We start from the raw sequence: 21,177 nt of genomic DNA, 5'->3' as shown, positions 1-21,177 counted from the left end.
GCTTATCCACCCTACAACACCTGTTTAGTGACCTTTGTCAGCCATCTGGACAATGCCCTCGGTTAGCGGGGGCATTCACACTTAAGCCTGAAGGGCTTCCAGTGCTGCGGTATAATCCGGCTCGTTAGTAATTTCATTCACTAACTGGCTGAATACCACTTCATTTTTCTCATTAAGAACCACAACCGCACGAGCAGTCAGGCCTTTCAGTGCGCCTTCAGAAATACCCACACCGTACGCCTGCTGGAATTCCGGGTTACGCAGAGTAGACAGCGTAATCACGTTGCTCAGGCCTTCAGCGCCGCAGAAGCGAGACTGTGCAAATGGCAGATCTGCAGAAACACACAGCACAACTGTGTTATCCATTTCAGTCGCCAGTTGGTTGAATTTGCGCACGGAAGCGGCGCAAACGCCGGTATCGATGCTTGGGAAAATGTTCAGTACTTTACGTTTTCCATCGAACTGGCTCAGTGCAACATCAGAGAGATCTTTTGCTACCAGAGTAAAAGCTTCAGCTTTGTTGCCAGTTTGTGGGATTTGACCTGCAACCGCTACAGGGTTGCCCTGGAAATGAACGATTTGTGACATGTTTGATTTTCCTTTTTACATATAATTAACGCCGCGAACAGTGTATGTCAGTATTCAGCTTCTGAATATAAAAAACTGATACTGCAAGTGAAAGTGTTCTCTGGCTATACTCAGCGAATGTCCTGGAACACTGGAAAAACAATGAGAACAGTTAAGGTTTATCAAGAAGCCTGGCCGCTTCACACGCCTTTTGTGATTTCACGCGGTACCCGTAGCGAAGCCGTAGTCGTGGTGGTGGAGCTTGAAGAGGATGGAATTAAAGCCGTAGGCGAGTGCACACCGTATCCACGCTATGGCGAAAGCGTTGCTTCTGTCCTGGCGCAAATTACTACCCTGATTCCTGAGTTAGAAAAAGGGATGTCGCGTGCGCAATTACAGGCCGCACTTCCAGCAGGCGCGGCACGTAACGCCATCGACAGCGCGTTGTGGGATTTGGAAGCCCGGAAAAGTAAACGTACTCTGGCGTATATGGCCGGTGTTGAATTACCAGAGTTGGTCACCACGGCGCAAACCGTCAGTATTGCTGAACCACAGCAAATGGCGGCAGCCGCAAAACTGTTATGGGACAAAGGCGCACGTTTGCTGAAAGTCAAAATTGATGACCGGTTGATTACTGAGCGCATGGTGGCGATTCGTGCAGCAGCCCCGGAGGCTGTCATTATTGTTGACGCTAACGAAGCCTGGCACAGTGAAGGTCTGGCAGCGCGTTGCCAATTGTTGGCTGATTTGAATGTGGCGATGCTTGAGCAACCATTACCCGCAGGGCAAGACAGCCAGCTGGCAAACTTTATTCACCCATTACCGATTTGTGCCGATGAAAGCTGCCATACGCGTGAAAGCCTGGCAGCGCTGAAAGGGCGCTACGAAATGGTGAATGTGAAGCTGGATAAAACCGGTGGGTTAACCGAGGCGCTGGCGTTAACGCAAGCGGCGCGTGAGCAAGGGTTTGATGTGATGCTCGGCTGCATGTTGTGCACATCACGGGCCATCGCCGCCGCATTGCCGCTAGCGGCGAAGGTCCGTTTTGCCGATCTCGATGGCCCAACGTGGCTGGCCGTTGATGTCGAGCCAGGGCTGCACTTCGAAACCGGCAAACTTTATCCGTAAATTTCTATGACTTCTGCCAATGCAGTAAGCCCATCATGGCATCCAGATACCGCTCACTCGCTTCGTCAGCTGAGATGGGCGGGAATTCTGCGGTAATACACGGCAAGCCTAAATCTGCGCACCAGCTGCCAAATGAACCGGGCGTTTCGTAGCCTACGCTGGTCACCAGCGGTAATTCAAACGCTTTAGCAAGCCAGGCTCCGAGCACCGAGTTATCAGGATCTTCGATACATCCCAGTGGGTCATGGAAAGAGACAATCCACGCGGGCTGCAAGGTGTGAATTAACTGGCACAGCGCTGCGGTTTCCGGTTCGGACGCCGGTTTTTTACCCGTCGACAGCACGACATCACGTTTGTCAGCGCTACTGTTCCAGCGATAAACCGTTTCGCCCGATTTCCAGTTGGCAGCCGGGAAATTTCGATTCAAATCCACTCCGTTGGCATTGGCGCGCAAACCCAACTGGCAGCCGTCAGGATTCACCGCTAGCACCACATGATGGCGGCGATGTTCAGGCTCAAGAGTGCGCAGTGCGCAGGACAGCGTGACCATCGCTGCGTTTTCATCGCCATGTGTTCCGGCAATGATCAAACCGCTGCGTTGCTCACTGGGTGCTGCTGGGAACCAGATAAGCGGAGCGCCGAAAACTGATTTTCCAAAGCGTTCGCTTCCTGGAGGGAGATGTCCTCGTTGCGGGCGAGGGCGATGACCGGGCATAAATGTCCTTACTGTGACGAGTTGCAAGACATTATTAATAGCAGTGTTTAGTTAAAATCTCATCTGAAACAACTGTATGCCAGGCCATTATGTATCTTAAGGCTGGGTATCCGGCCACCTCACTTTCAAATGGAGACAGCTTAAGAGGTTTAAAAAATGCGTTTAAACGGTGCGCAAGAAGAATTCGAAATTATGCCCGCAGGAAGAGTAAAAAGGTCATTTGAGTGAGATGCTCCACATAAATTGCATCTTGGCGGGGTGTTTTTCTTATTGGCAAAACAAGTAATTGCGCTACATTAATGGTTCGATCTGGGCAAGGTATTACTCTTACAAAAATAAACAACTAAAGGGGCACTGATGAGAAATCGGTTTCGTATCACCACTTGTGCATTAACACTTGCTTGCTCGTTTTCACAAGCCTGGGCAGCAGATATTCCTGCAGGGACTCAACTTGCCTCCGACCAGAGTCTGGTGCGCCATATCAAAGATGAGCCCGCTTCTCTGGATCCGGTAAAAGCGGTGGGATTACCAGAAATTCAGGTCATTCGCGATCTGTTTGAAGGCCTGGTAAACCAAAATGAAAAAGGGCAACTGGAGCCTGGTGTGGCCACCAAATGGCAAAGTAATGACAACCGCACCTGGACATTTACTTTACGCAATGACGCACGTTGGTCGGACGGTACGCCAGTCACAGCACAAGATTTCGTCTATAGCTGGCAGCGCCTGGTTGACCCAAAAAACACTTCACCTTTCGCCTGGTTTGCCGCCCTTGCAGGTATCAATAATGCGCAAGCTATCATAGATGGAAAAATGCCAGCCGATAAACTGGGTGTAACGGCAGTCGATGCCAGAACATTGCGCATCCAGTTGGATAAACCGGTACCATATTTCCCGAATCTGACGGCCAACTTCTCGTTCTATCCAGTACCCAAAGCAGTGGTAGAGAAATTCGGTAACGACTGGACCAAACCCGGTAATTTGGTGGGCAATGGTGCGTACACCCTGAAAGACCGTGTTGTGAACGAAAAACTGGTCGCGGTGCAGAACAAAAATTACTGGGATAACAGCAAAACGGTCATTACCCAGGTGACCTTTATTCCGATTAACCAGGAGTCGTCAGCGACCAAACGTTACCTGGCAGGGGATATCGATATCACCGAATCCTTCCCAAAAAATCTCTATCAAAAGCTGCTAAAAGATATTCCAGGCCAGGTTTATACGCCGCCACAATTAGGAACGTATTACTACGCGTTTAATACCCAGAAAGGGCCAACCGCTGATGCACGCGTTCGCCTGGCTCTGAGCATGACCATTGACCGTCACATCATGGCAGATAAGGTGTTGGGTACCGGTGAGAAGCCAGCGTGGCGCTTTACCCCTGATGTGACCGCAGGTTTTAAACCAGAACCTTCACCATTTGAGCAAATGAGCCAGGAAGAGGCCAACGCTCAGGCAAAAACTTTGCTGCAAGCGGCAGGTTATGGCCCCAACAAACCACTTAATCTGACACTGCTGTACAACACTTCGGAAAACCATCAGAAGATTGCTATTGCGGTGGCATCTATGTGGAAGAAGAACCTTGGCGTGGACGTGAAACTGCAAAACCAGGAATGGAAAACGTATATCGACAGCCGTAATACCGGCAATTTCGATGTTATTCGTGCGTCCTGGGTTGGTGATTACAATGAACCATCCACCTTCTTGTCACTGTTAACTTCTACTCACAGTGGTAATATTTCGCGCTTCAATTCGCCGGAATATGACAAGCTGATGCAACAGGCAAGCCAGGAAACAACGGATGTTGCGCGGAATAAAGATTACAACCAGGCTGAGCGAATCATTCAGGAACAGGCGCCAATCGCCCCGATTTATCAATACACCAATGGTCGCTTGATCAAACCGTGGCTGAAAGGTTATCCGATTAATAACCCTGAAGATGTCGCGTACAGCCGCACCATGTATATCGTGGCACATTAACCGGTAACACTACGCTTATCCGCGCGACTAAAAAGGGCGGATAAGCCTTAGTAAACTGCGTTTCAGGAGGTTGAGGTTGCGTAGCCGCCGACAATAAACCAGGTGATGAAGACGATTGCAGCAATGATGATCGCAATAGGAAACAGAACGCCAATTTTCATTTTTATCTCATTTGTCAGTTAGAAAAAATTTGCCACTGGTTGCGGCCCGCTTCTTTGGCTTTATACAACGCCGCATCGGCTTGAGCGATAAAACGCGTTGCGTTAGTCGCAGGTGTTAAATTCGTAATACCCAGGCTTATGGTTACATAAGGTGCAACAGGCGAGGCGGCATGTTGAATCGCCAGATCCTGGATATTTTGTTGGATTCGTTTTGCCACTTCAATGGCCTGCTGCTGATTGGCTTCAGGCAGCAATATAATAAATTCCTCTCCGCCAAAACGTGCGGCAACATCATGTATTGAACGTGTTGCAGCCTCAAGGCATTTTGCAATCTTCACCAGACACTCGTCACCCGCCTGATGCCCGTAATGGTCGTTATATTTCTTAAAATAATCGACATCCAACATAATTAACGATACGGACGTACCGCATTGCTCGTGGCGTTGCATTGCTTTATCCAACAGCAAGTGGAAAGAACGGCGATTGGCAAGGCCAGTCAGTGGGTCGTGGTTCGCCAGATTCTGTAATTGCTTAATCAGTACTCTGTTTTCTTGCTCGCGGTTGATGGCTAACACAAACCAGCCGCGTAAAATCCGGCGACCAGACTCAAAAAGACAGGCCAGCAGCACGTAGAGTAAGGCATTGAGTACGGTCAGTTCTGAGGGGTAGACAAAATTACATATCAGAATCACCACCCAAATAGGCAAAGTGAAACTGAGCAACACGCGGCCATCAAAATAAAGTGAAATTAGCGCAGTGAAAATCAGTAACGCCGCGAAGGGAAAAACAATCCGTGAATCACCGCTGGCGAGAAACAAGTAAAAACAGCCCACCCATAACGCGCTGATGCACATTAGGGCTCCGTGCAGAAACTTGCTCAACCACTCCGCATATTGATCATGGGCCATACGCAGAATAAAAATTGCCGACGATGCAATAACCAGAATCAGCGCCATGATGATTTCCATAGCGGGGTAAGACTGCGTAATACTGGCCACTTGCTTCAGTGGTGAGAAATAATGACGGCCTAATATAAATAAACAGAACAATAGGTTAACCCATAGAAACCATGGGCCGCTCACGGTGATAGCGCGCTGTCGCATGCTCTTAAGGCGAAAGTCTAAATCAGGACTCTCGTTACGTCTTTCTCGCAAAGCTTATCTCCGTATGCCGCTTTGGCATTGCAATATTTAAAAAACCAACAGAAATGTAACATTATTTATTGAGCAAATTCAGCGTGTTTGCCTATTTTTCCGAGTTACATAACAAAAGAAGACGGCTAGACTAACTGCATTAATGTGGTCACACGTGGAGAAATGCAGTGGAAACCATCAAGGGACATCAGTTAATTGTGCCGGATGCTGTATTTGCCTGGCAATTGGATGGCAAAGGCGGTGTCGATAGCATCGAGAGTAACGACACTATTGATGCTGAGCATCCTGCCTGGCTGCATTTGAATTATACCCATTCAGAGAGTGCGAACTGGCTGGCGAAGACGTCAGTGCTACCAAATTATGCTCGCGATGCTCTGGCAGGGGAAAGCTTGCGCCCGCGCGTGTCACGCATAGGAGAGGGCACTCTTATCACTCTGCGTTGCATTAACGGTAGCACAGATGAACGCCCGGACCAGCTTGTCGCCATGCGTTTGTATATCGATGAACGGCTGATTGTCTCTACGCGTCAGCGACAGGTATTAGCGCTGGATGATGTGGTCAACGATCTTAAAGAGGGCGCAGGCCCGAACGACAGCGGCTCCTGGCTGGTGGATGTTTGTGATGCGCTGACCGATCACGCCAGCGAATTTATCGAACAGCTGCACGATAAAATCATCGACCTGGAAGATAACCTGCTTGACCAGCAAATCCCGCCACGCGGCTATCTTGCCCTGCTGCGCAAACAACTGATCGTAATGCGCCGTTATATGGCACCACAACGTGATGTTTACGCCCGGCTTTCCAGCGAACGCTTACCGTGGATGACCGACGATCATCGTCGCCGGATGCAGGATATTTCCGACAGGCTAGGACGCGGACTGGATGAAATAGATGCGTGTATTGCGCGTACCGCTGTGATGACGGACGAAATCGCTCAGGTGATGCAGGAAGCGATGGGGCGACGCACTTACACCATGTCGTTGATGGCGATGGTCTTTTTACCCAGCACATTTTTGACTGGGTTATTTGGGGTGAATTTAGGTGGAATTCCTGGCGGCGGCTGGCATTTTGGTTTCAGCATGTTCTGCATCATGTTGGTGGTTCTTATAGGTGGTGTTGCCTGGTGGTTACATCGTAGTAAATGGCTGTAAAATTTAACATTTTTAACATCAGGCGGACTAAAAAAGGCGGTGATAATTGAGCGAGGTCAATAAATGGAACGTCGGTTCAAGGCACTATCTCTCTCGCAGGTGAATGCAACGTCAAGCGATGGGCGTTGCGCTCCATATTGTCTTACTTCCTTTTTTAGAATTACTGCATAGCACAATTGATTCGTACGAGCCGACTATAAGTCGGCTTTTTTTTGTCTGCGATTTGTTGTCTATGCTTAAGGAACGTGTTTCAACGGAGTACTACAGGAGGCAATCATGACTGCATATCGAAGCCTAACGATGAGCGACCCGACCTTTCCGAGTGAACCGACTCCCGTTCCAGACCCGATCCCAAGACCGCAACCACTTCCCGATCCGTTAGACCCCGACCCAAAGCCGATTATTGATCCGCCACCGCACATGTAGGGAATTCCCTCTCTCGGGCGAGAGAGGGACGAGGTGTTTATTTGATTTCGAGAATATCCAGGCGCTGCAAAGGTTGCTCGTTGTCGTCTTCTTCTGGTTGCCAGCCCACTGGTTGCATCGGCAACTCTTCGCGGTCAAAGGCTAAATCGCCGCCATCAACCACATCGGCACCATGTTGAAGACCTTTAAAGTCAAACAGTTCGGTATCACACATGTGTGAAGGCACCACATTCTGCATCGCACTGAACATGGTTTCGATACGGCCAGGGTAGCGTTTATCCCAGTCACGCAGCATATCGCCTATCACCTGACGTTGCAGATTCGGCTGCGAACCGCATAAATTACACGGAATAATCGGGTACTCACGAGCAATGGCAAAGCGCTCGATGTCTTTTTCACGGCAGTAAGCCAGCGGACGAATCACAATATGCTTGCCGTCATCGCTCATCAGCTTTGGTGGCATGCCTTTCATCTTGCCGCCGTAGAACATATTCAGGAACAGCGTCTGGAGGATGTCGTCGCGGTGATGACCCAGGGCGATTTTCGTCGCGCCCAACTCAGTAGCAGTACGATAAAGAATGCCACGGCGTAAACGAGAGCACAGCGAGCAGGTGGTTTTGCCTTCTGGGATCTTATCTTTGACGATGCTGTAAGTGTTTTCTTCGACGATTTTGTACTCAACGCCGATGCTTTCCAGATACTGAGGCAGGATATGCTCAGGGAACCCCGGTTGTTTCTGATCGAGGTTAACGGCAACCAGGCTGAAGTTGATTGGCGCGCTCTGCTGCAAATTGCGCAGAATTTCCAGCATGGTGTAGCTGTCTTTGCCGCCAGACAGGCAGACCATAATGCGGTCGCCTTCTTCAATCATATTGTAATCAGCGATCGCTTCACCCACGTTACGACGCAGGCGCTTCTGTAATTTGTTCAGGTTGTAAGTTTCTTTTTGACTGGTCATGAAGTTCTCAGGCTAAACCAACACGCATAACGCGTAATTCTGGCGTGTATGGTACGGATTAGCGCGCCGAATGCCAGCACGTTTTGCAGTAACCGCTGTTTCGGAAGAGGTATGAACATCAAGTGAAGTACGGTTGTCGTTTCAGCCAGCCTGACAATGGTCGGATAGCATCATTCTGGAAGGTTATTTTTATAATTAACTGCCGGTGAATGACACCGGCAATGATACTTATTTAGAGCAGTAAACGCGTGCGTCACGTGGGGTATAGATACCAAAGGTAATAAAGCCCAGGAAACCATCGGCAAACGTTTGTTGAACTTCAGTACGAACCACTTTATCGGCACCGCCACATACAGCCGCCGCATCAACAGTTTTGGTCTGGCCAATTCCGCTAACAAAGAAGTGATGTGTCGTTGTTTGCTGTGGTTTCTCAGCAATATCTTTGTTAATTGTGAAAGTCTGCTGTGCACAACCAGATAATGCCGCTGCTGCTACTACCGCTATCATTAACTTTTTCATAACAACCCTGTTTTTTATGTGTGAACTTCGCGTAGTCTCGCATTGAAATATAGGGATTTACAGCCTTACGATTAGCTGTATGAGAATTTACTTATATTCGTTTAACCACCGTTTAATATATGTAAATCCAAACTTATCCATTATTACCTGGTCCGTTTCGGATACCGTTTGCACAAAACACAATAGTTTACCCACATCTGGCTTTATTCAATTCAGGATAGACTGCTGCAACTTAAATATAGGTCGTGCCTTTAATTGCCTTCCTTTTGCTGGAAACTGCCGCGAAGCCCCCTCAAATCTGCTAACATGCGCGCCAGACGCTGTCTGACAGCCCATTAATTGAGAGTATAACTGTGACATCTTTTTCTACCCTAAACGTTCTGCCAGCAGAACAACTCGCCAATCTCACCGAACTTGGTTACCACACCATGACGCCTGTTCAGGCGGCTGCATTACCCGCGATTCTGGCTGGGAAAGATGTCCGTGCACAGGCGAAAACTGGCAGTGGTAAAACGGCAGCATTCGGTCTGGGCTTGCTGCAACACATTGATGCCAGCCAGTTTATTACTCAATCGTTAGTGTTATGCCCAACTCGTGAACTCGCAGACCAGGTGGCGAAAGAGCTACGTCGTCTCGCGCGCTATATGCCAAATATCAAAGTGTTGACGCTTTGTGGTGGCCAGCCGTTTGGTGCGCAGCGCGACTCGCTGCAACACGCGCCTCATGTGATTGTGGCAACGCCAGGTCGTTTGCTCGATCACCTGAAAAAAGAGACCGTTAATTTAGATGCCCTGCAAACACTGGTACTGGATGAAGCTGACCGGATGTTGGATATGGGCTTTGCGGATGCAATTGACGAAGTCATCAGCCATGCGCCGCAAGACAGGCAAACGTTGCTGTTCTCCGCAACGTGGCCAACCGCCATTGCCGCTATCAGTTCTCGTGTGCAGCGCACGCCAGAAACTATCGAAATTGATTCAGTAGACGAATTGCCGTCTGTTGAGCAGCAGTTTTATGAAATCTCCCGCAGCGGCAAAATCAGCCTGTTGCAAAAATTACTCAGCAAGCATCAGCCTGCGTCTTGTGTCGTGTTCTGTAATACCAAAAAAGATTGCCAGTCCGTATGCGATGCGCTGACGGAAAGCAACCAAAGTGTGTTGGCGCTACACGGTGATATGGAACAGCGCGACCGCGACCAAACGCTGGTGCGTTTCGCCAATGGCAGCAGCCGCGTGCTGGTGGCGACCGATGTTGCCGCGCGTGGTCTGGATATCAAAGCACTGGAAATGGTCATTAACTACGAGTTGTCGTGGGACCCGGAAGTTCACGTTCACCGCATCGGGCGTACTGCTCGTGCAGGCGAAAGCGGCCTGGCGATTAGCCTGTGCGCTCCAGAAGAAGCACAGCGTGCCAGTGTGTTAGCTGAAATGCTGAATTTGTCTCTGAACTGGCAACCAGCCCCAACGGGCGGCAGCATTAAGCCGCTTGAAGCGACCATGACTACACTCTGCATCGATGGTGGCAAGAAAGCGAAAATGCGTCCGGGTGATATCCTCGGTGCATTGACCGGTGATATGGGGCTGGATGGTGCGGATATCGGTAAGATTGATGTTCATCCAATGCACGTTTATGTCGCGGTTCGTGAATCCGTTGCACGTCATGCCTGGAAGCAATTGCAGCAGGGTAAAATCAAAGGCAAATCCGTTAAAGTTCGTTTGTTGAAGTAAGTTTATAACCCTCTCCCCGCCGGATAAGCGCAGGGAGAGGGTAGCTATCACTCTTTCGCTACAGCGTCCAAAACCCGCACCAACTGAGTCACAAAACCGTATTCGTTATCGTACCAGGCCACAGTTTTCACTAACTGCAAATCACCGACCTCAGTCACTTCTGTTTGAGTCGCATCGAACACGGAACCAAAATGTGTCCCGACAATATCGGAAGAAACAATCTCTTCGTCGGTATAACCAAACGACTCATTGCCCTCGGTGGCCTTTTTCAATGCTGCATTAATCTCTTCGACCGTGACCTTTTTCCCCAGAATCGACACCAGCTCCGTGACTGAACCAGTCAACGTTGGCACGCGTTGCGCGTGTCCTTTGAGTTTGCCTTGCAGTTCAGGGATCACCAGCCCAATGGCTTTTGCCGCACCGGTAGTATGGGGAATGATATTTTGCGCGGCGGCACGAGAAGCACGCAGATCTTTGCCACGCGGGCCGTCAACCAGCGATTGCGTACCGGTATAGGCATGAATCGTGGTCATAGTGCCGAGTTTAATGCCAAAGTTGTCGTGCAGCGCTTTTGCCATTGGTGCCAGGCAATTCGTGGTGCAGGAAGCGACGGACAGTATTTTATCCTCAGGTGTAATAGTGTTGCAGTTAACGTTGAAAACAATGGTTTTCATATCCCCCGCTGGGGCAGAAATTAACACTTTCTTCGCTCCAGCCTCCAGATGCGCACTGGCTTTTTCTTCCGAGGTATAGAACCCAGTGCATTCAATCACTATCTCAACGCCATCTTCCCCCCATGGGATATTTTTGGCATCTTTCTCGGCATACACCGCTATTTTCTTGCCATTGACCACCAGAGAATCGTCGGTGAAATCTACGGTGCCGTCGAAGTTACGATAGCTGGAGTCATGCTTGAGCAAGTAAGCCAGCACCTTTGGCGACGTCAAATCATTGATAGCCACAATCTCAACTTCACTTTTGGTTTCCAGAACGCGGCGCAACACCAGTCGACCAATACGTCCAAAACCATTAATACCGATTTTTTTCATGACCAGAACCTCATGTCTAACTGTTGATGGCTGCTTGAATCTTAATCAACTGTAGTGATAGTTCAGAAATGAGGGGGTGGCAAACTCCCGCTGTTAGCGGAAATGTTAGGTCATTTTAGGTGATTTTAATGATTTTCTAAGTAATTGCCGTTATCCTGGCAAAATCATTGTCACAAAGCAGGGCAGTCAAATGCGTAGCAAATACACCGCGTTACAGATAACGCTTCATTGGTTGGTTTTTTTACTGGTCGTTGGGGCTTATTGCGCGATGGAACTCAAAGGTTTTGCACCTCGTTCTTATCGGCCAATCTTCAATGCCACTCACGTCACCTGCGGGATCAGCGTGTTCTTTTTGATGGTTGCGCGCCTGCTGGTAAGGATTAAATACCGTGCTCCTGCGATTATCCCTAAGCCGCACCCGGCAATTATCGGCGTGTCGCATTTGGTGCACACCATTATTTATTTGATGTTTATTACGCTGCCAATCCTCGGTTTTTTAACCGTGTACTTCAAAGGCAGTGACTGGTCGGTATTTGGCATTTCTATGCCACATGCGATGGAGCCTGATGAAGATATGGAATTCACCATCAAAAGCTATCACGAACTCATCGCCAATATTGGCTACTTCGTCATCGGCACTCATGCGTTTGCGGCACTTTTCCACCATTACGTATGGAAAGACAACACTTTGCTGCGCATGATGCCAGGCAAAAAAGAGTGAGTATATTGGCGGGTGTCGCTTCAAACTGATGATCGGACAAAGACCACATCGAAATCATGGGGTCTTTGTTTTATCGTTAAGGGTATTCCGCGAAATCACGCTCTGATTCTGTTTGATTAACGTATTCAAAAGGCAGCAGCTTCATTATTTTCTCATCATAGTGCCATCCCTGCGCATCACGGTTGATGACGTGTCCGGGAACGAGACAACCATCTGTTACGCAACGCACCACCGCAAATTTACCATCTTCGAACGCAACTCTATGAATACAAACGGGAGGGGTCACGCGCAAACATCTTACTTCCAGAATAGAGCCTGCTATTCGTTTTTCCGTATGTCTTTTCATCTTACCCCCTTAAGTCCAAAGTCTGAGTTAAAAATCAAAGTGACATGGTGCCAGGCTTTGTAGCAGCCGATATTGAATCACCATCCATTTTAATTAGAACACCGGAATTTTTCGTGGTTCATTTTTTGTACAGTTTGATATTGGTTGTTACTGGTGTCAGGCGGGATATTTTTCATGTACCATACCCCCCTATAGTATATTGAGGTCGCTATGCCACATTCACCTGAAGATAAAAAACGTATCCTGACTCGCGTGCGGCGGATTCGCGGTCAAACGGAAGCGATAGAGCGTGCGCTGGAAAATGGCGATCCTTGCATTGCCATCCTGCAACAAATCGCTGCCGTGCGCGGCGCGGCCAATGGCTTGATGGGCGAAATGATGGAAATCCATCTTAAAGACGAACTGGTCGCGGGGGAGACATCCGAAGATCAGCGTGCTGTACGCATGGCGGAAGTCGGCCATTTAATCCGCTCTTATCTAAAATAAAACTCACACTCATCTGACGACGGAAGAAGAATAATATGAAATCACGTGCTGCTGTTGCATTCGGTCCAGGCAAGCCTCTGGAAATCGTAGAAATTGATGTTGCTCCGCCACAGAAAGGCGAAGTGCTGGTCAAAATTACCCATACTGGTGTTTGCCACACCGATGCGTTCACATTGTCGGGTGATGATCCTGAAGGTGTTTTCCCGGCGGTGCTGGGGCATGAAGGCGGCGGGATTGTGGTGGAAGTTGGTGAGGGTGTGACCAGCCTGAAACCTGGCGATCACGTTATTCCGTTGTACACCGCAGAATGTCGCGAATGTAAATTCTGTAAATCGGGTAAAACCAACCTTTGCCAGGCGGTTCGCGCCACCCAGGGTAAAGGTTTGATGCCAGATGGCACCACACGTTTCTCATACAATGGCGAGCCGATTTATCACTACATGGGTACCAGTACTTTCAGCGAATACACTGTGGTTGCGGAAATTTCACTGGCTAAGGTGAACGAACAAGCGCCACTGGATAAAGTTTGTCTGCTGGGTTGTGGCGTCACCACCGGTATCGGGGCGGTTCACAACACGGCGAAAGTAAAAGAGGGTGATACCGTCGCGGTGTTTGGCCTCGGCGGCATTGGGTTGGCGGTGATTCAGGGTGCGGTACAGGCAAAAGCGGGTCGCATTCTGGCTATCGACACCAACCCAGAAAAATTCAAACTGGCGACTGAAATGGGGGCGACCGACTGCATCAACCCTAAAGATCATCAGAAGCCGATTCAGGATGTCATCGTCGAGTTGACCGACGGCGGTGTGGACTTCAGCTTTGAATGTATCGGTAACGTGAATGTTATGCGTTCGGCACTAGAATGCTGCCATAAAGGCTGGGGCGAGAGCGTGATCATCGGCGTTGCAGGTGCCGGCCAGGAAATCAAAACCCGTCCGTTCCAACTGGTTACCGGCCGTGTATGGCGTGGTTCAGCGTTTGGTGGCGTGAAAGGGCGTACACAATTGCCTGGCATGGTAGAGGATGCGATGGCTGGCAAAATCAACCTCGACCCGTTTATCACCCATCGCATGCCGCTTGAGCAAATTAACGAAGCATTCGATTTAATGCACGAAGGAAAATCGATTCGTACCGTTATCCATTTCGGCGATAAATAACCGCTAAATTGATCTCACCGATTCCCGGTTAATTTTGCTGGCAGAATCGGTGAGAGCAATACTTTCTAAAGTTGAAAGGTCCCGGCTCGTCGCTCTTTAACGTGATAATAATGCTCACGGAAATCAGCGGCAGACTCTTCGGCGGCTTGACGGATTTCATCGCTATCAGCCTGATGGCGCAGCAACATGTCAGCACTTTTGACGACCAAATACAGGTGACCGTGAGTTTGCGCAGCCGTCTGGCCAGAGAACAAGGCCGCACCAATGACTAACAAAATCATCCCTAGTTTTGATCGTAACTGTTTAACCATCATCTTCAATCTCATTAACGTGACGGGCCCACTGTATAGATGATTTCACCTTGTGACTATTCAACTTTTAGAAATAAAACAAAAGAATTGTCAGCAGTGTAAAAGACCAGATTGTTAGCTTTTGGTTTACGATAGGTTGATTAAAGAGATGACATGCTACAACCCTTTTACCAGTGAAAAGGGCGCAGTCCAGGCATTATAAGGCAGAATTAATGAGCGACTGATTTTGAAAACAGGTTAATGACTAACACACCCAGAATGATCAGCGCCATACCTGCAAGAGCAGGCCAGTCGAGTTTCTGCCCCAAAAATATCCAGCCTACCGCACCAATCAACACGATCCCGGCCCCTGACCAAATCGCATAAATAATCCCGGTAGGGATGGTGCGCATAGTGATGGATAAACAATAAAACGCCACGCCATAAAACAAAATGGTGGTGATACTTGGCCATAAACGGCTAAAACCTTCTGATAGTTTCAGTGAGGTAGTTGCTATCACCTCGGCAATAATTGCCACAATGAGCCAGATGTAAGTCATGTCCGTTTCTCCCACAGGTATTCAGCCCGCCAATGTAAAGATCAAAGCCGTTTCTGGCAAGAACTGGCACCAGAAACCATTACTCATTTCAAATGTCCTGTAACAATTGTAAATGCCAGCTGAAAACACTGGTTTTGTTGTTTATGATACAATCTTTGTGATTGTAAATAAGTGCAATATTAGAGTTATCTCCTTTCTGAGTTTATCTTGTTACATTATGATACCGGTAACATATGAGGCTTTTTTGTGTCTGCATCAGCCCTCTTGTGGATGACAGTACACGGTTTCACATGACCTTTGGGGTAAAAAATGGATTGGTTTGTTGATTGCTTTTCAACCTATCTTTACGGGTTGAAAGTCATCGCTATTACTCTGGCGATATTGATGTTAATTAGCGGAATAGATGATTTATTTATCGATGTCGTATATTGGGTTCGCCGGGTATGGCGCTCAGCGACGGTTTACCGCAACAACGATTATCTGGACTATAAAGCCCTGTATGAGCCGCAAGAAAAGGCACTGGCAATTATGGTTCCCGCGTGGAATGAGACCGGGGTTATCGGTAACATGGCGAGATTGGCCGCCAGCTCGCTGGACTACGAAAACTATCATATTTTTGTCGGCACTTACCCTAATGACCCGGACACCCAACGCGATGTCGACGACGTTTGCGCGCGTTTTCCAAATGTCCATAAAGTGGTGTGTGCACGGCCAGGCCCAACCAGCAAAGCGGATTGCCTGAATAACATTCTCGACGCGATTTTGCAGTTTGAACGTAGCGCGCGTTTTAATTTCTCCGGCTTTATTCTGCACGATGCAGAAGACGTTATTTCTCCACTCGAATTACGCCTGTTCAATTATCTGGTCGATAGAAAAGATTTAATTCAGATCCCTGTTTATCCGTTTGAGCGTAAATGGACACATTTCACCAGCCTCAGTTATTTGGATGAATTTTCCGAACTGCACGGCAAAGATGTGCCTGTTCGTGAAGCTTTAGCGGGGCAGGTTCCGAGTGCAGGCGTAGGGACCTGTTTTAGTCGTCGAGCCGTGTTAGCACTGCTGGCAGACGGTGATGGTATTGCGTTTGACGTGCAGAGTTTGACCGAAGACTACGACATCGGTTTCCGCTTGCGTCAGAAGGGCATGGAAGAAATTTTCTGCCGCTTCCCGGTCGTGGATGAAAACGACAGCTCAGCAAAACCTTTCTTACAACGTTCGCGTACCGCCAACGTGATTTGTGTTCGTGAATATTTCCCGGACACCTTTGCGACTGCGGTGCGGCAAAAATCGCGCTGGATCATCGGTATTGTCTTCCAGGGGTTTAAAACACACCGCTGGAGCCCAAGCCCGATTCTTAACTATTTCTTGTGGCGTGACCGCAAAGGGGCCATTGCCAACTTCCTCAGTTTTGCTGCGATGCTGGTGATGATGCAGCTGGTAGCGATCATGATTTATCAGCGTAGCGTTGATGGTGCGTGGCAATTTCTGTCGATCTTCGTGGGTGGCCCATGGCTGACAACCCTGCTGTGGATTAACTTCGGGTTGATGTCCAATCGCATACTCCAGCGCATGATTTTTGTCACCGGCTATTACGGAGTGGGGCAAGGTTTGCTGGTGATCCCGCGTCTGTTCTGGGGAAACCTGATTAACTTTGTCGCTAACTGGCGGGCGATTAAGCAGGTTATCCAGCACGGCGACCCGCGTCGCGTTGCCTGGGATAAAACTACCCACGATTTCCCGACGGTCAGCGAGCAACGTTCCGCTCAGCCTCTGGGTTACATCCTTGTGGATTCGGGAGTGCTTACCCAGCAGCAACTTGAAGAAGCACTGCAAAACCGTATTCCGGGCCTGAAACTGGGGGGGAGCCTGGTACAACTCGGCTATATCACCGCCGAACAACTTGCGGTCGCACTCGCAAAACAGGCTGATGTGCCGATGGAGTCAATAGACTCACTGGCACTGGATCCACAACTGGTCAACAGCATCCCGGCAAAAATCGCTCAACACCATGCGGTGCTGCCATTGCGCCTTGAAGGCGAGACACTGACTCTGGCCTGCGAAAACACAATCGACCCGGTTTCGCTTTCGGCACTAAGCCGCAAAGTTGACCGTCCGGTTAAATACGTGGTGGTGCCACGCGGACAGGTCGTGATTGGCTTGCGCTACTGGTACGGCTCAGAGCAATTGCTCAAAGAGAAACAGATACTGGAAAGTGCGGTGAGTGAAGATCTTATCAGCCGGGCACAGGCTGATGACCTCTGGAAGCAATATGTTTCCGGTCAACTTTTTTTTGCCGAAGTGCTCACCAACGAATTCAAGCTCAACGAAGCGGTTCTGCGTGCAGTGTTATTGCGCTATGAGCGTAGCGATTTGATGTTTGGGGAATTCCTGGTGCAAGAAGGTGTGGTCGACCAAAACGTGGTCAGTCGCGCACTGGAACAGCAAGATAAACTGCAACCGTCCCTCAGCAAACTGCTGCAAAATGCCGGTATCACTAAGTTACAACAGGCGCGCCTGGCTAGGGAGGTGTTATGAACATCCGCCTGAATCCGCTGGCCATGTTGATATGCGGTACATTACTCGCAACGCCTGCGCTCGCTGCAGAAGAAGGATCAAAACAAGACCTGGGCTTGAGCGATTACCGCTATTTCAAGGTTTACCCGCATATCGAGCGGGCGCATCAAGCCATGAAGGTTAACGATGAAACGCGCGCCTTGAGCAGTTTTGAACATGCGCATGAAATGGCGCCTGACAGTGTGCGTCTGACATTATGGTTGGCAGAGGCTTACCGTCATTTTGGTCACGAAAAGAAAGCGCAAGCTTTACTGAAACGTGAGCTCAAGACAAATCCGCAAAACCCTGATTTGCAGCAAGCCCTGGCGGCGATTCCGGTTGCCGAGCAGCAAGTGAAATCCCTCAGCCAATTGCAGGAGTTGCAGAAGAAATGCGATGCCGAGCCTACGGTGGATTGCCGCAGCAAAGTAGGGAATTATGCGGTCAAACTCAACCAGTTAGACATCGCTCGCGCCCAACTGTCTGACCCTCAATTCCGTCACACTAAAGCCGCGCAAGCGTTAACGGATAACTACATCCAGCGGGCGATCTTCAGGCATCAGTGGGCGGCCGCCGACCAGGGTTTTGCACTGTTGGATAGCGACGCCACCCTGAGCGAGGCGCAGTACCAGCAATGGTTTGCCATTTTACTGCATATGCAGCGCGACCAGCGGATCCTCGATTTGCAAAGTCAGGGTGTGATGAATAGCCCTGGTATGCAACTGGCGTATGCTCAATCGCTGGCTGAACGTAACGCGCTGGCACCACTGCGCCGTTATCTCACCAGCCATAAGCCGGAGTTCACCAACCCTGCCGAAGAGCGTAACTGGCTACGGTTACTGGCAACCTACTGCCAGGACCCGGGTAACACAGTTGCCCATTGGCCGGTCAAACACCCAGAAAACCAACAGTATGTGTTGGCGACCTTGGTCCCCATCCGTATCCAACAAGGCGACTGGCAAGGGGCCAACGCGCTGCTCAGTAACTTCCCGGACGATCAGGGACTTGATCAGCGCCTGGCGTTAAGTTTTGCGCGAAAAGACACGCAAGCCAGCATGGAGTTGATCCGCAAAATTAGCCAAATGCGTAGTCTGTCCGCGCAGGAACTGGAAACCGCCAGCTACCAAATGGTGGCTATGGGGCAGGAGCAAGCAGCCACCGAATTGCTGTTGAACTACTGGCCGTTTGAACAAGCCGGTAAGTTGCAGGATTCGCTCTCAACGCGTTTGTACAGCCAGCTTGCGGCGCATCCGCAGTGGTTGTCTGAGGAAAATAAAGCGCGGTTGCAAAAACCGTTACCGACAGCCACGCAGCGCATGGCTCAGGCTCGCGTGTTCCAGGGCGCAGAAAACTGCCCGATTGTGCGTAATTTATTAGGCGATTTGTCGCCACAATATGACGCGGAAAGCTGGTCACATCTGGCGCAATGTTATCCATTCCAGCCAGGTCTTGCTCTGCATGCCGCGCAACAAGCGGCAGCTCGCGATCCGTCACCTTACTACCAACGGCAAGTGGCTTATCTGGCGTATACCGCGGAAGATTATCAGTTAGCACAGGCCAGCTGGGCGCGCGTTCCCGCATCAGAAAGACCGAACCTGAAAACTGACTCAGCACCAGAAATGGATGATGCGGCGCGTGGCTTTGCGCTACTGACGCAAGGCAAACATTCTGAAGCCCGCGATGCGCTGGAAAAAGCCCGCGCTTCTCAACCCGACTCGCCCGAAATCCTGCGCCAACTGGTGTATCTCAACGAGCGACTGGACGATAAACCCAAAACTCGCGAGTACAGCGAGCGGGTAGTCGATGACATAGATAACACTCTCACACCACAGCAAACGCTCAACGAACAGCAGAAAAAAGACCGCTTTGAGTTCCGCCGCATCCACGAAGACAGCGAACGCCGCTGGACTTTTACCTGGGACGGTTCATTCGGTTTAACGCCTGACTCGCTGAACAGTTCGGGCAGCAGCAGCGGCGCACAGCCGAATAAAAGCTACCGTAGCTATCAGCAGTTTGAGGCGGAGTACCGCATCGGTAAAAACCAAATTGTCGACGGTGACCAGCTCTCGGTTTACAGCCGTCTGTTCGCGGGCAGCAGCACTGAAAGCGACCATAACTTCATGCCGGTGTATGAGCCGATGTTAGGGATCGGCGTGCGCTGGAAACCGTTGCGTGACCAGGTTATCTACCTGGCGGCTGAACAGCAGATCCCGTTAGATAATGCGCATGGTGAAAGTGACCTGATGCTGCGCGCGAGTGCGTCGTTCTTCAACGGCGGTAAATACAGTGATGACTGGCATCCCACCGGTAATGGCTGGATGGCACAAAACCTGTATCTTGATGCGGCACATTACGTGAAAGCGGATTACCAGCTTTACACCGCGGATTACCGAATGAGCTGGCATCAGAAAATCAATCAACACCAAACCATTGAGCCTTACTGGCACGCGCAGTACAACGCCAACACGGGCGACCCATACCAGGACAATACGCTGGGTGGCGTTGGGGTGCGGTTAAATACGTGGTTTGGGCAAACGCATTACGACGCGTTCCCGCATAAAGCGAGCGTCGGGCTGGAATACCAGAGAGTATTTTCCGGACACAATCGCGATACCAATTCCAAAAATAATCTGTTCCTGACGCTGGGAGTGCGCTGGTAATGAAGAAAATACTTCTGACAACAACGCTACTGCTGGTAGTGCCTTTTGCCAGTGCGATGAATGCCGTGATGTATCAGCCGCAACTGCGCGATACCACCGTTTCCGACGCGCAGTGGCAAAGCGTATTGAGCAAACTTAAAGGGCAGAGAATTGATACCCTGGTCTTGCAATGGAGCCGTTACGACGATGCTTTCACGGGCGGGGAGTCTCGCGCCTGGCTTGAGCGTAAAGCGCAACTCACCACCGCAAGCGGCCTAAAACTGGTGATTGGTCTGGCAGCTGATGGACAGTTTTTCGAACGCCAAAAACAGCCAATGCCCGCACTGGAAAACTATCTCAACCACTTGCGCGCCAACGACGTTGCCGTGGCAAAACGCTGGGTTGAAGTACTGGGTGAGCAGGCGATTTCTGGCTGGTATATCAGCAGTGAACTCGATGACCGACGCTGGCGCACCCCGCAAATGCAGCAAGTTGCGGAAAACTGGATGAACAACACGCGTTTGTCGTTGGCCGCTGTCGCGGATAAACCGGTTGCGGTCAGTAGCTTCTTTGCCGGAAACATGACGCCGGACTCATACCGTAAATGGATAACCACCCTGAACCATAGCGGTGTGAAAGTGTGGATGCAGGACGGTGCGGGAACGCAAGTGCTGACGGAAACTGAGCGGGCGTTGTATCTGCAAGCGCCATCTGCCGGAAAGGTCATAGAGCTATTCCGCCAGGATAAGCAGGCCGAAACCTTTAAAGCGCAACCCGCTCCGGCGGCGTATCAGCAGAAATTGTTGTCGACCCCTGTCCCGCAGGGGCAGGACAGAATTTTCTTCTCATTGCGTTATATGAGTGCGGCCAACGGGGTGTTGGCCAAATAGCTTTGG

General features: G+C 50.0%; 21 protein-coding genes. 11 read left to right on the top strand and 10 right to left on the bottom strand.

Going from position 1 to position 21,177, the window contains the following annotated elements:
• Positions 1 to 81: 81 nt before the first annotated feature.
• On the bottom strand, positions 82 to 588 hold the full coding sequence (tpx, locus tag D8682_RS03435; protein ID WP_064546472.1) for a thiol peroxidase: 507 nt from the start codon (positions 586 to 588) through the stop codon (positions 82 to 84).
• Positions 589 to 729: 141 nt separating this feature from the next.
• On the opposite strand from tpx, the gene ycjG reads away from it, so the two are divergent.
• Positions 730 to 1,695, top strand: a complete 966-nt coding sequence (gene ycjG, locus D8682_RS03430; protein ID WP_121813538.1) for an L-Ala-D/L-Glu epimerase — start codon at positions 730 to 732, stop codon at positions 1,693 to 1,695.
• A gap of 4 nt (positions 1,696 to 1,699) precedes the next feature.
• Here ycjG and mpaA read toward each other — a convergent pair whose 3' ends face one another.
• Complete coding sequence (mpaA, locus tag D8682_RS03425; protein ID WP_064546478.1) at positions 1,700 to 2,410, bottom strand: murein tripeptide amidase MpaA; 711 nt, start codon at positions 2,408 to 2,410, stop codon at positions 1,700 to 1,702.
• A gap of 357 nt (positions 2,411 to 2,767) precedes the next feature.
• Here mpaA and D8682_RS03420 point away from each other — a divergent pair, with 357 nt between their 5' ends.
• Positions 2,768 to 4,387, top strand: coding sequence for an ABC transporter substrate-binding protein (locus D8682_RS03420; RefSeq protein WP_064546480.1), 1,620 nt, complete (start codon positions 2,768 to 2,770; stop codon positions 4,385 to 4,387).
• Positions 4,388 to 4,449: 62 nt separating this feature from the next.
• On the opposite strand, the gene D8682_RS26655 is transcribed toward D8682_RS03420, so the two are convergent.
• The gene (locus D8682_RS26655) at positions 4,450 to 4,548 is read right to left on the bottom strand and encodes a YoaK family small membrane protein (protein WP_157092951.1); all 99 of its coding nucleotides are present in this window, start codon (positions 4,546 to 4,548) and stop codon (positions 4,450 to 4,452) included.
• Between the two features lie 14 nt (positions 4,549 to 4,562).
• A complete protein-coding gene (locus tag D8682_RS03415) occupies positions 4,563 to 5,651 on the bottom strand; it encodes a GGDEF domain-containing protein (RefSeq protein ID WP_121813537.1) in 1,089 nt (362 codons plus the stop codon).
• Between the two features lie 218 nt (positions 5,652 to 5,869).
• Between D8682_RS03415 and zntB the strand changes: the two genes are divergently transcribed.
• Positions 5,870 to 6,853: a zinc transporter ZntB gene (gene zntB, locus D8682_RS03410; RefSeq protein ID WP_064546484.1), complete on the top strand. Its 984-nt coding sequence runs from the start codon at positions 5,870 to 5,872 to the stop codon at positions 6,851 to 6,853.
• 276 nt (positions 6,854 to 7,129) lie between these two features.
• Complete coding sequence (locus D8682_RS26650; protein ID WP_157092952.1) at positions 7,130 to 7,279, top strand: hypothetical protein; 150 nt, start codon at positions 7,130 to 7,132, stop codon at positions 7,277 to 7,279.
• Positions 7,280 to 7,316: 37 nt separating this feature from the next.
• Here the strand turns inward: D8682_RS26650 and ttcA are convergent, their stop codons facing one another.
• Both ttcA and D8682_RS03395 read right to left on the bottom strand, forming a co-directional pair.
• Positions 7,317 to 8,237 carry a tRNA 2-thiocytidine(32) synthetase TtcA gene (gene ttcA / locus D8682_RS03400; protein WP_064546486.1) on the bottom strand — a complete coding sequence of 307 codons (921 nt, stop codon included), beginning with the start codon at positions 8,235 to 8,237 and terminating at the stop codon, positions 7,317 to 7,319.
• A 228-nt stretch (positions 8,238 to 8,465) separates the two neighbouring features.
• Positions 8,466 to 8,756: a Bor family protein gene (locus D8682_RS03395; protein WP_064546488.1), complete on the bottom strand. Its 291-nt coding sequence runs from the start codon at positions 8,754 to 8,756 to the stop codon at positions 8,466 to 8,468.
• Positions 8,757 to 9,109: 353 nt separating this feature from the next.
• Here D8682_RS03395 and dbpA point away from each other — a divergent pair, with 353 nt between their 5' ends.
• A complete protein-coding gene (gene dbpA / locus D8682_RS03390; protein WP_121813535.1) occupies positions 9,110 to 10,483 on the top strand; it encodes an ATP-dependent RNA helicase DbpA in 1,374 nt (457 codons plus the stop codon).
• Positions 10,484 to 10,530: 47 nt separating this feature from the next.
• Here dbpA and gap read toward each other — a convergent pair whose 3' ends face one another.
• Positions 10,531 to 11,532, bottom strand: coding sequence for a type I glyceraldehyde-3-phosphate dehydrogenase (gene gap, locus D8682_RS03385; RefSeq protein ID WP_064546490.1), 1,002 nt, complete (start codon positions 11,530 to 11,532; stop codon positions 10,531 to 10,533).
• 190 nt (positions 11,533 to 11,722) lie between these two features.
• Here gap and cybB point away from each other — a divergent pair, with 190 nt between their 5' ends.
• Complete coding sequence (gene cybB, locus D8682_RS03380) at positions 11,723 to 12,253, top strand: cytochrome b561 (RefSeq protein WP_064546492.1); 531 nt, start codon at positions 11,723 to 11,725, stop codon at positions 12,251 to 12,253.
• A 76-nt stretch (positions 12,254 to 12,329) separates the two neighbouring features.
• On the opposite strand, the gene D8682_RS03375 is transcribed toward cybB, so the two are convergent.
• Positions 12,330 to 12,599, bottom strand: a complete 270-nt coding sequence (locus D8682_RS03375) for a hypothetical protein (RefSeq protein WP_064546494.1) — start codon at positions 12,597 to 12,599, stop codon at positions 12,330 to 12,332.
• Between the two features lie 210 nt (positions 12,600 to 12,809).
• Between D8682_RS03375 and D8682_RS03370 the strand changes: the two genes are divergently transcribed.
• On the top strand, positions 12,810 to 13,085 hold the full coding sequence (locus D8682_RS03370; RefSeq protein WP_064546500.1) for a metal/formaldehyde-sensitive transcriptional repressor: 276 nt from the start codon (positions 12,810 to 12,812) through the stop codon (positions 13,083 to 13,085).
• A 35-nt stretch (positions 13,086 to 13,120) separates the two neighbouring features.
• The gene (locus tag D8682_RS03365; RefSeq protein WP_064546502.1) at positions 13,121 to 14,239 is read left to right on the top strand and encodes an S-(hydroxymethyl)glutathione dehydrogenase/class III alcohol dehydrogenase; all 1,119 of its coding nucleotides are present in this window, start codon (positions 13,121 to 13,123) and stop codon (positions 14,237 to 14,239) included.
• A gap of 65 nt (positions 14,240 to 14,304) precedes the next feature.
• Here the strand turns inward: D8682_RS03365 and D8682_RS03360 are convergent, their stop codons facing one another.
• Positions 14,305 to 14,553 (bottom strand): DUF2554 family protein, encoded by a 249-nt coding sequence (locus tag D8682_RS03360; protein ID WP_083963370.1) that lies wholly within the window; start codon positions 14,551 to 14,553, stop codon positions 14,305 to 14,307.
• A gap of 206 nt (positions 14,554 to 14,759) precedes the next feature.
• Complete coding sequence (locus D8682_RS03355) at positions 14,760 to 15,089, bottom strand: SMR family transporter (protein WP_121813534.1); 330 nt, start codon at positions 15,087 to 15,089, stop codon at positions 14,760 to 14,762.
• Between the two features lie 309 nt (positions 15,090 to 15,398).
• Here D8682_RS03355 and nrfB point away from each other — a divergent pair, with 309 nt between their 5' ends.
• Genes nrfB through D8682_RS03335 form a run of 3 tightly spaced genes read left to right on the top strand, consistent with a single transcriptional unit; the run spans position 15,399 to position 21,171 of the window.
• On the top strand, positions 15,399 to 17,624 hold the full coding sequence (nrfB, locus tag D8682_RS03350) for a cyclic di-3',5'-guanylate-activated glycosyltransferase NrfB (RefSeq protein WP_121813533.1): 2,226 nt from the start codon (positions 15,399 to 15,401) through the stop codon (positions 17,622 to 17,624).
• Positions 17,621 to 20,302, top strand: a complete 2,682-nt coding sequence (locus tag D8682_RS27055) for a tetratricopeptide repeat protein (protein ID WP_238392813.1) — start codon at positions 17,621 to 17,623, stop codon at positions 20,300 to 20,302. The genes nrfB and D8682_RS27055 overlap by 4 nt, the downstream gene beginning before the upstream one ends.
• Entirely contained in the window at positions 20,302 to 21,171 is an 870-nt protein-coding gene (locus D8682_RS03335; RefSeq protein ID WP_121813532.1) for a DUF4434 domain-containing protein, read from the top strand. The genes D8682_RS27055 and D8682_RS03335 overlap by 1 nt, the downstream gene beginning before the upstream one ends.
• Positions 21,172 to 21,177 lie beyond the last annotated feature (6 nt).

It is taken from the genome of Buttiauxella sp. 3AFRM03 (genome assembly GCF_003675305.1).
GTDB classification, from domain to species: domain Bacteria; phylum Pseudomonadota; class Gammaproteobacteria; order Enterobacterales; family Enterobacteriaceae; genus Buttiauxella; species Buttiauxella ferragutiae.
The sequence above is the reverse complement of the archived record's forward strand: the minus strand, read 5'-3'. Positions and strand labels throughout refer to the sequence as shown.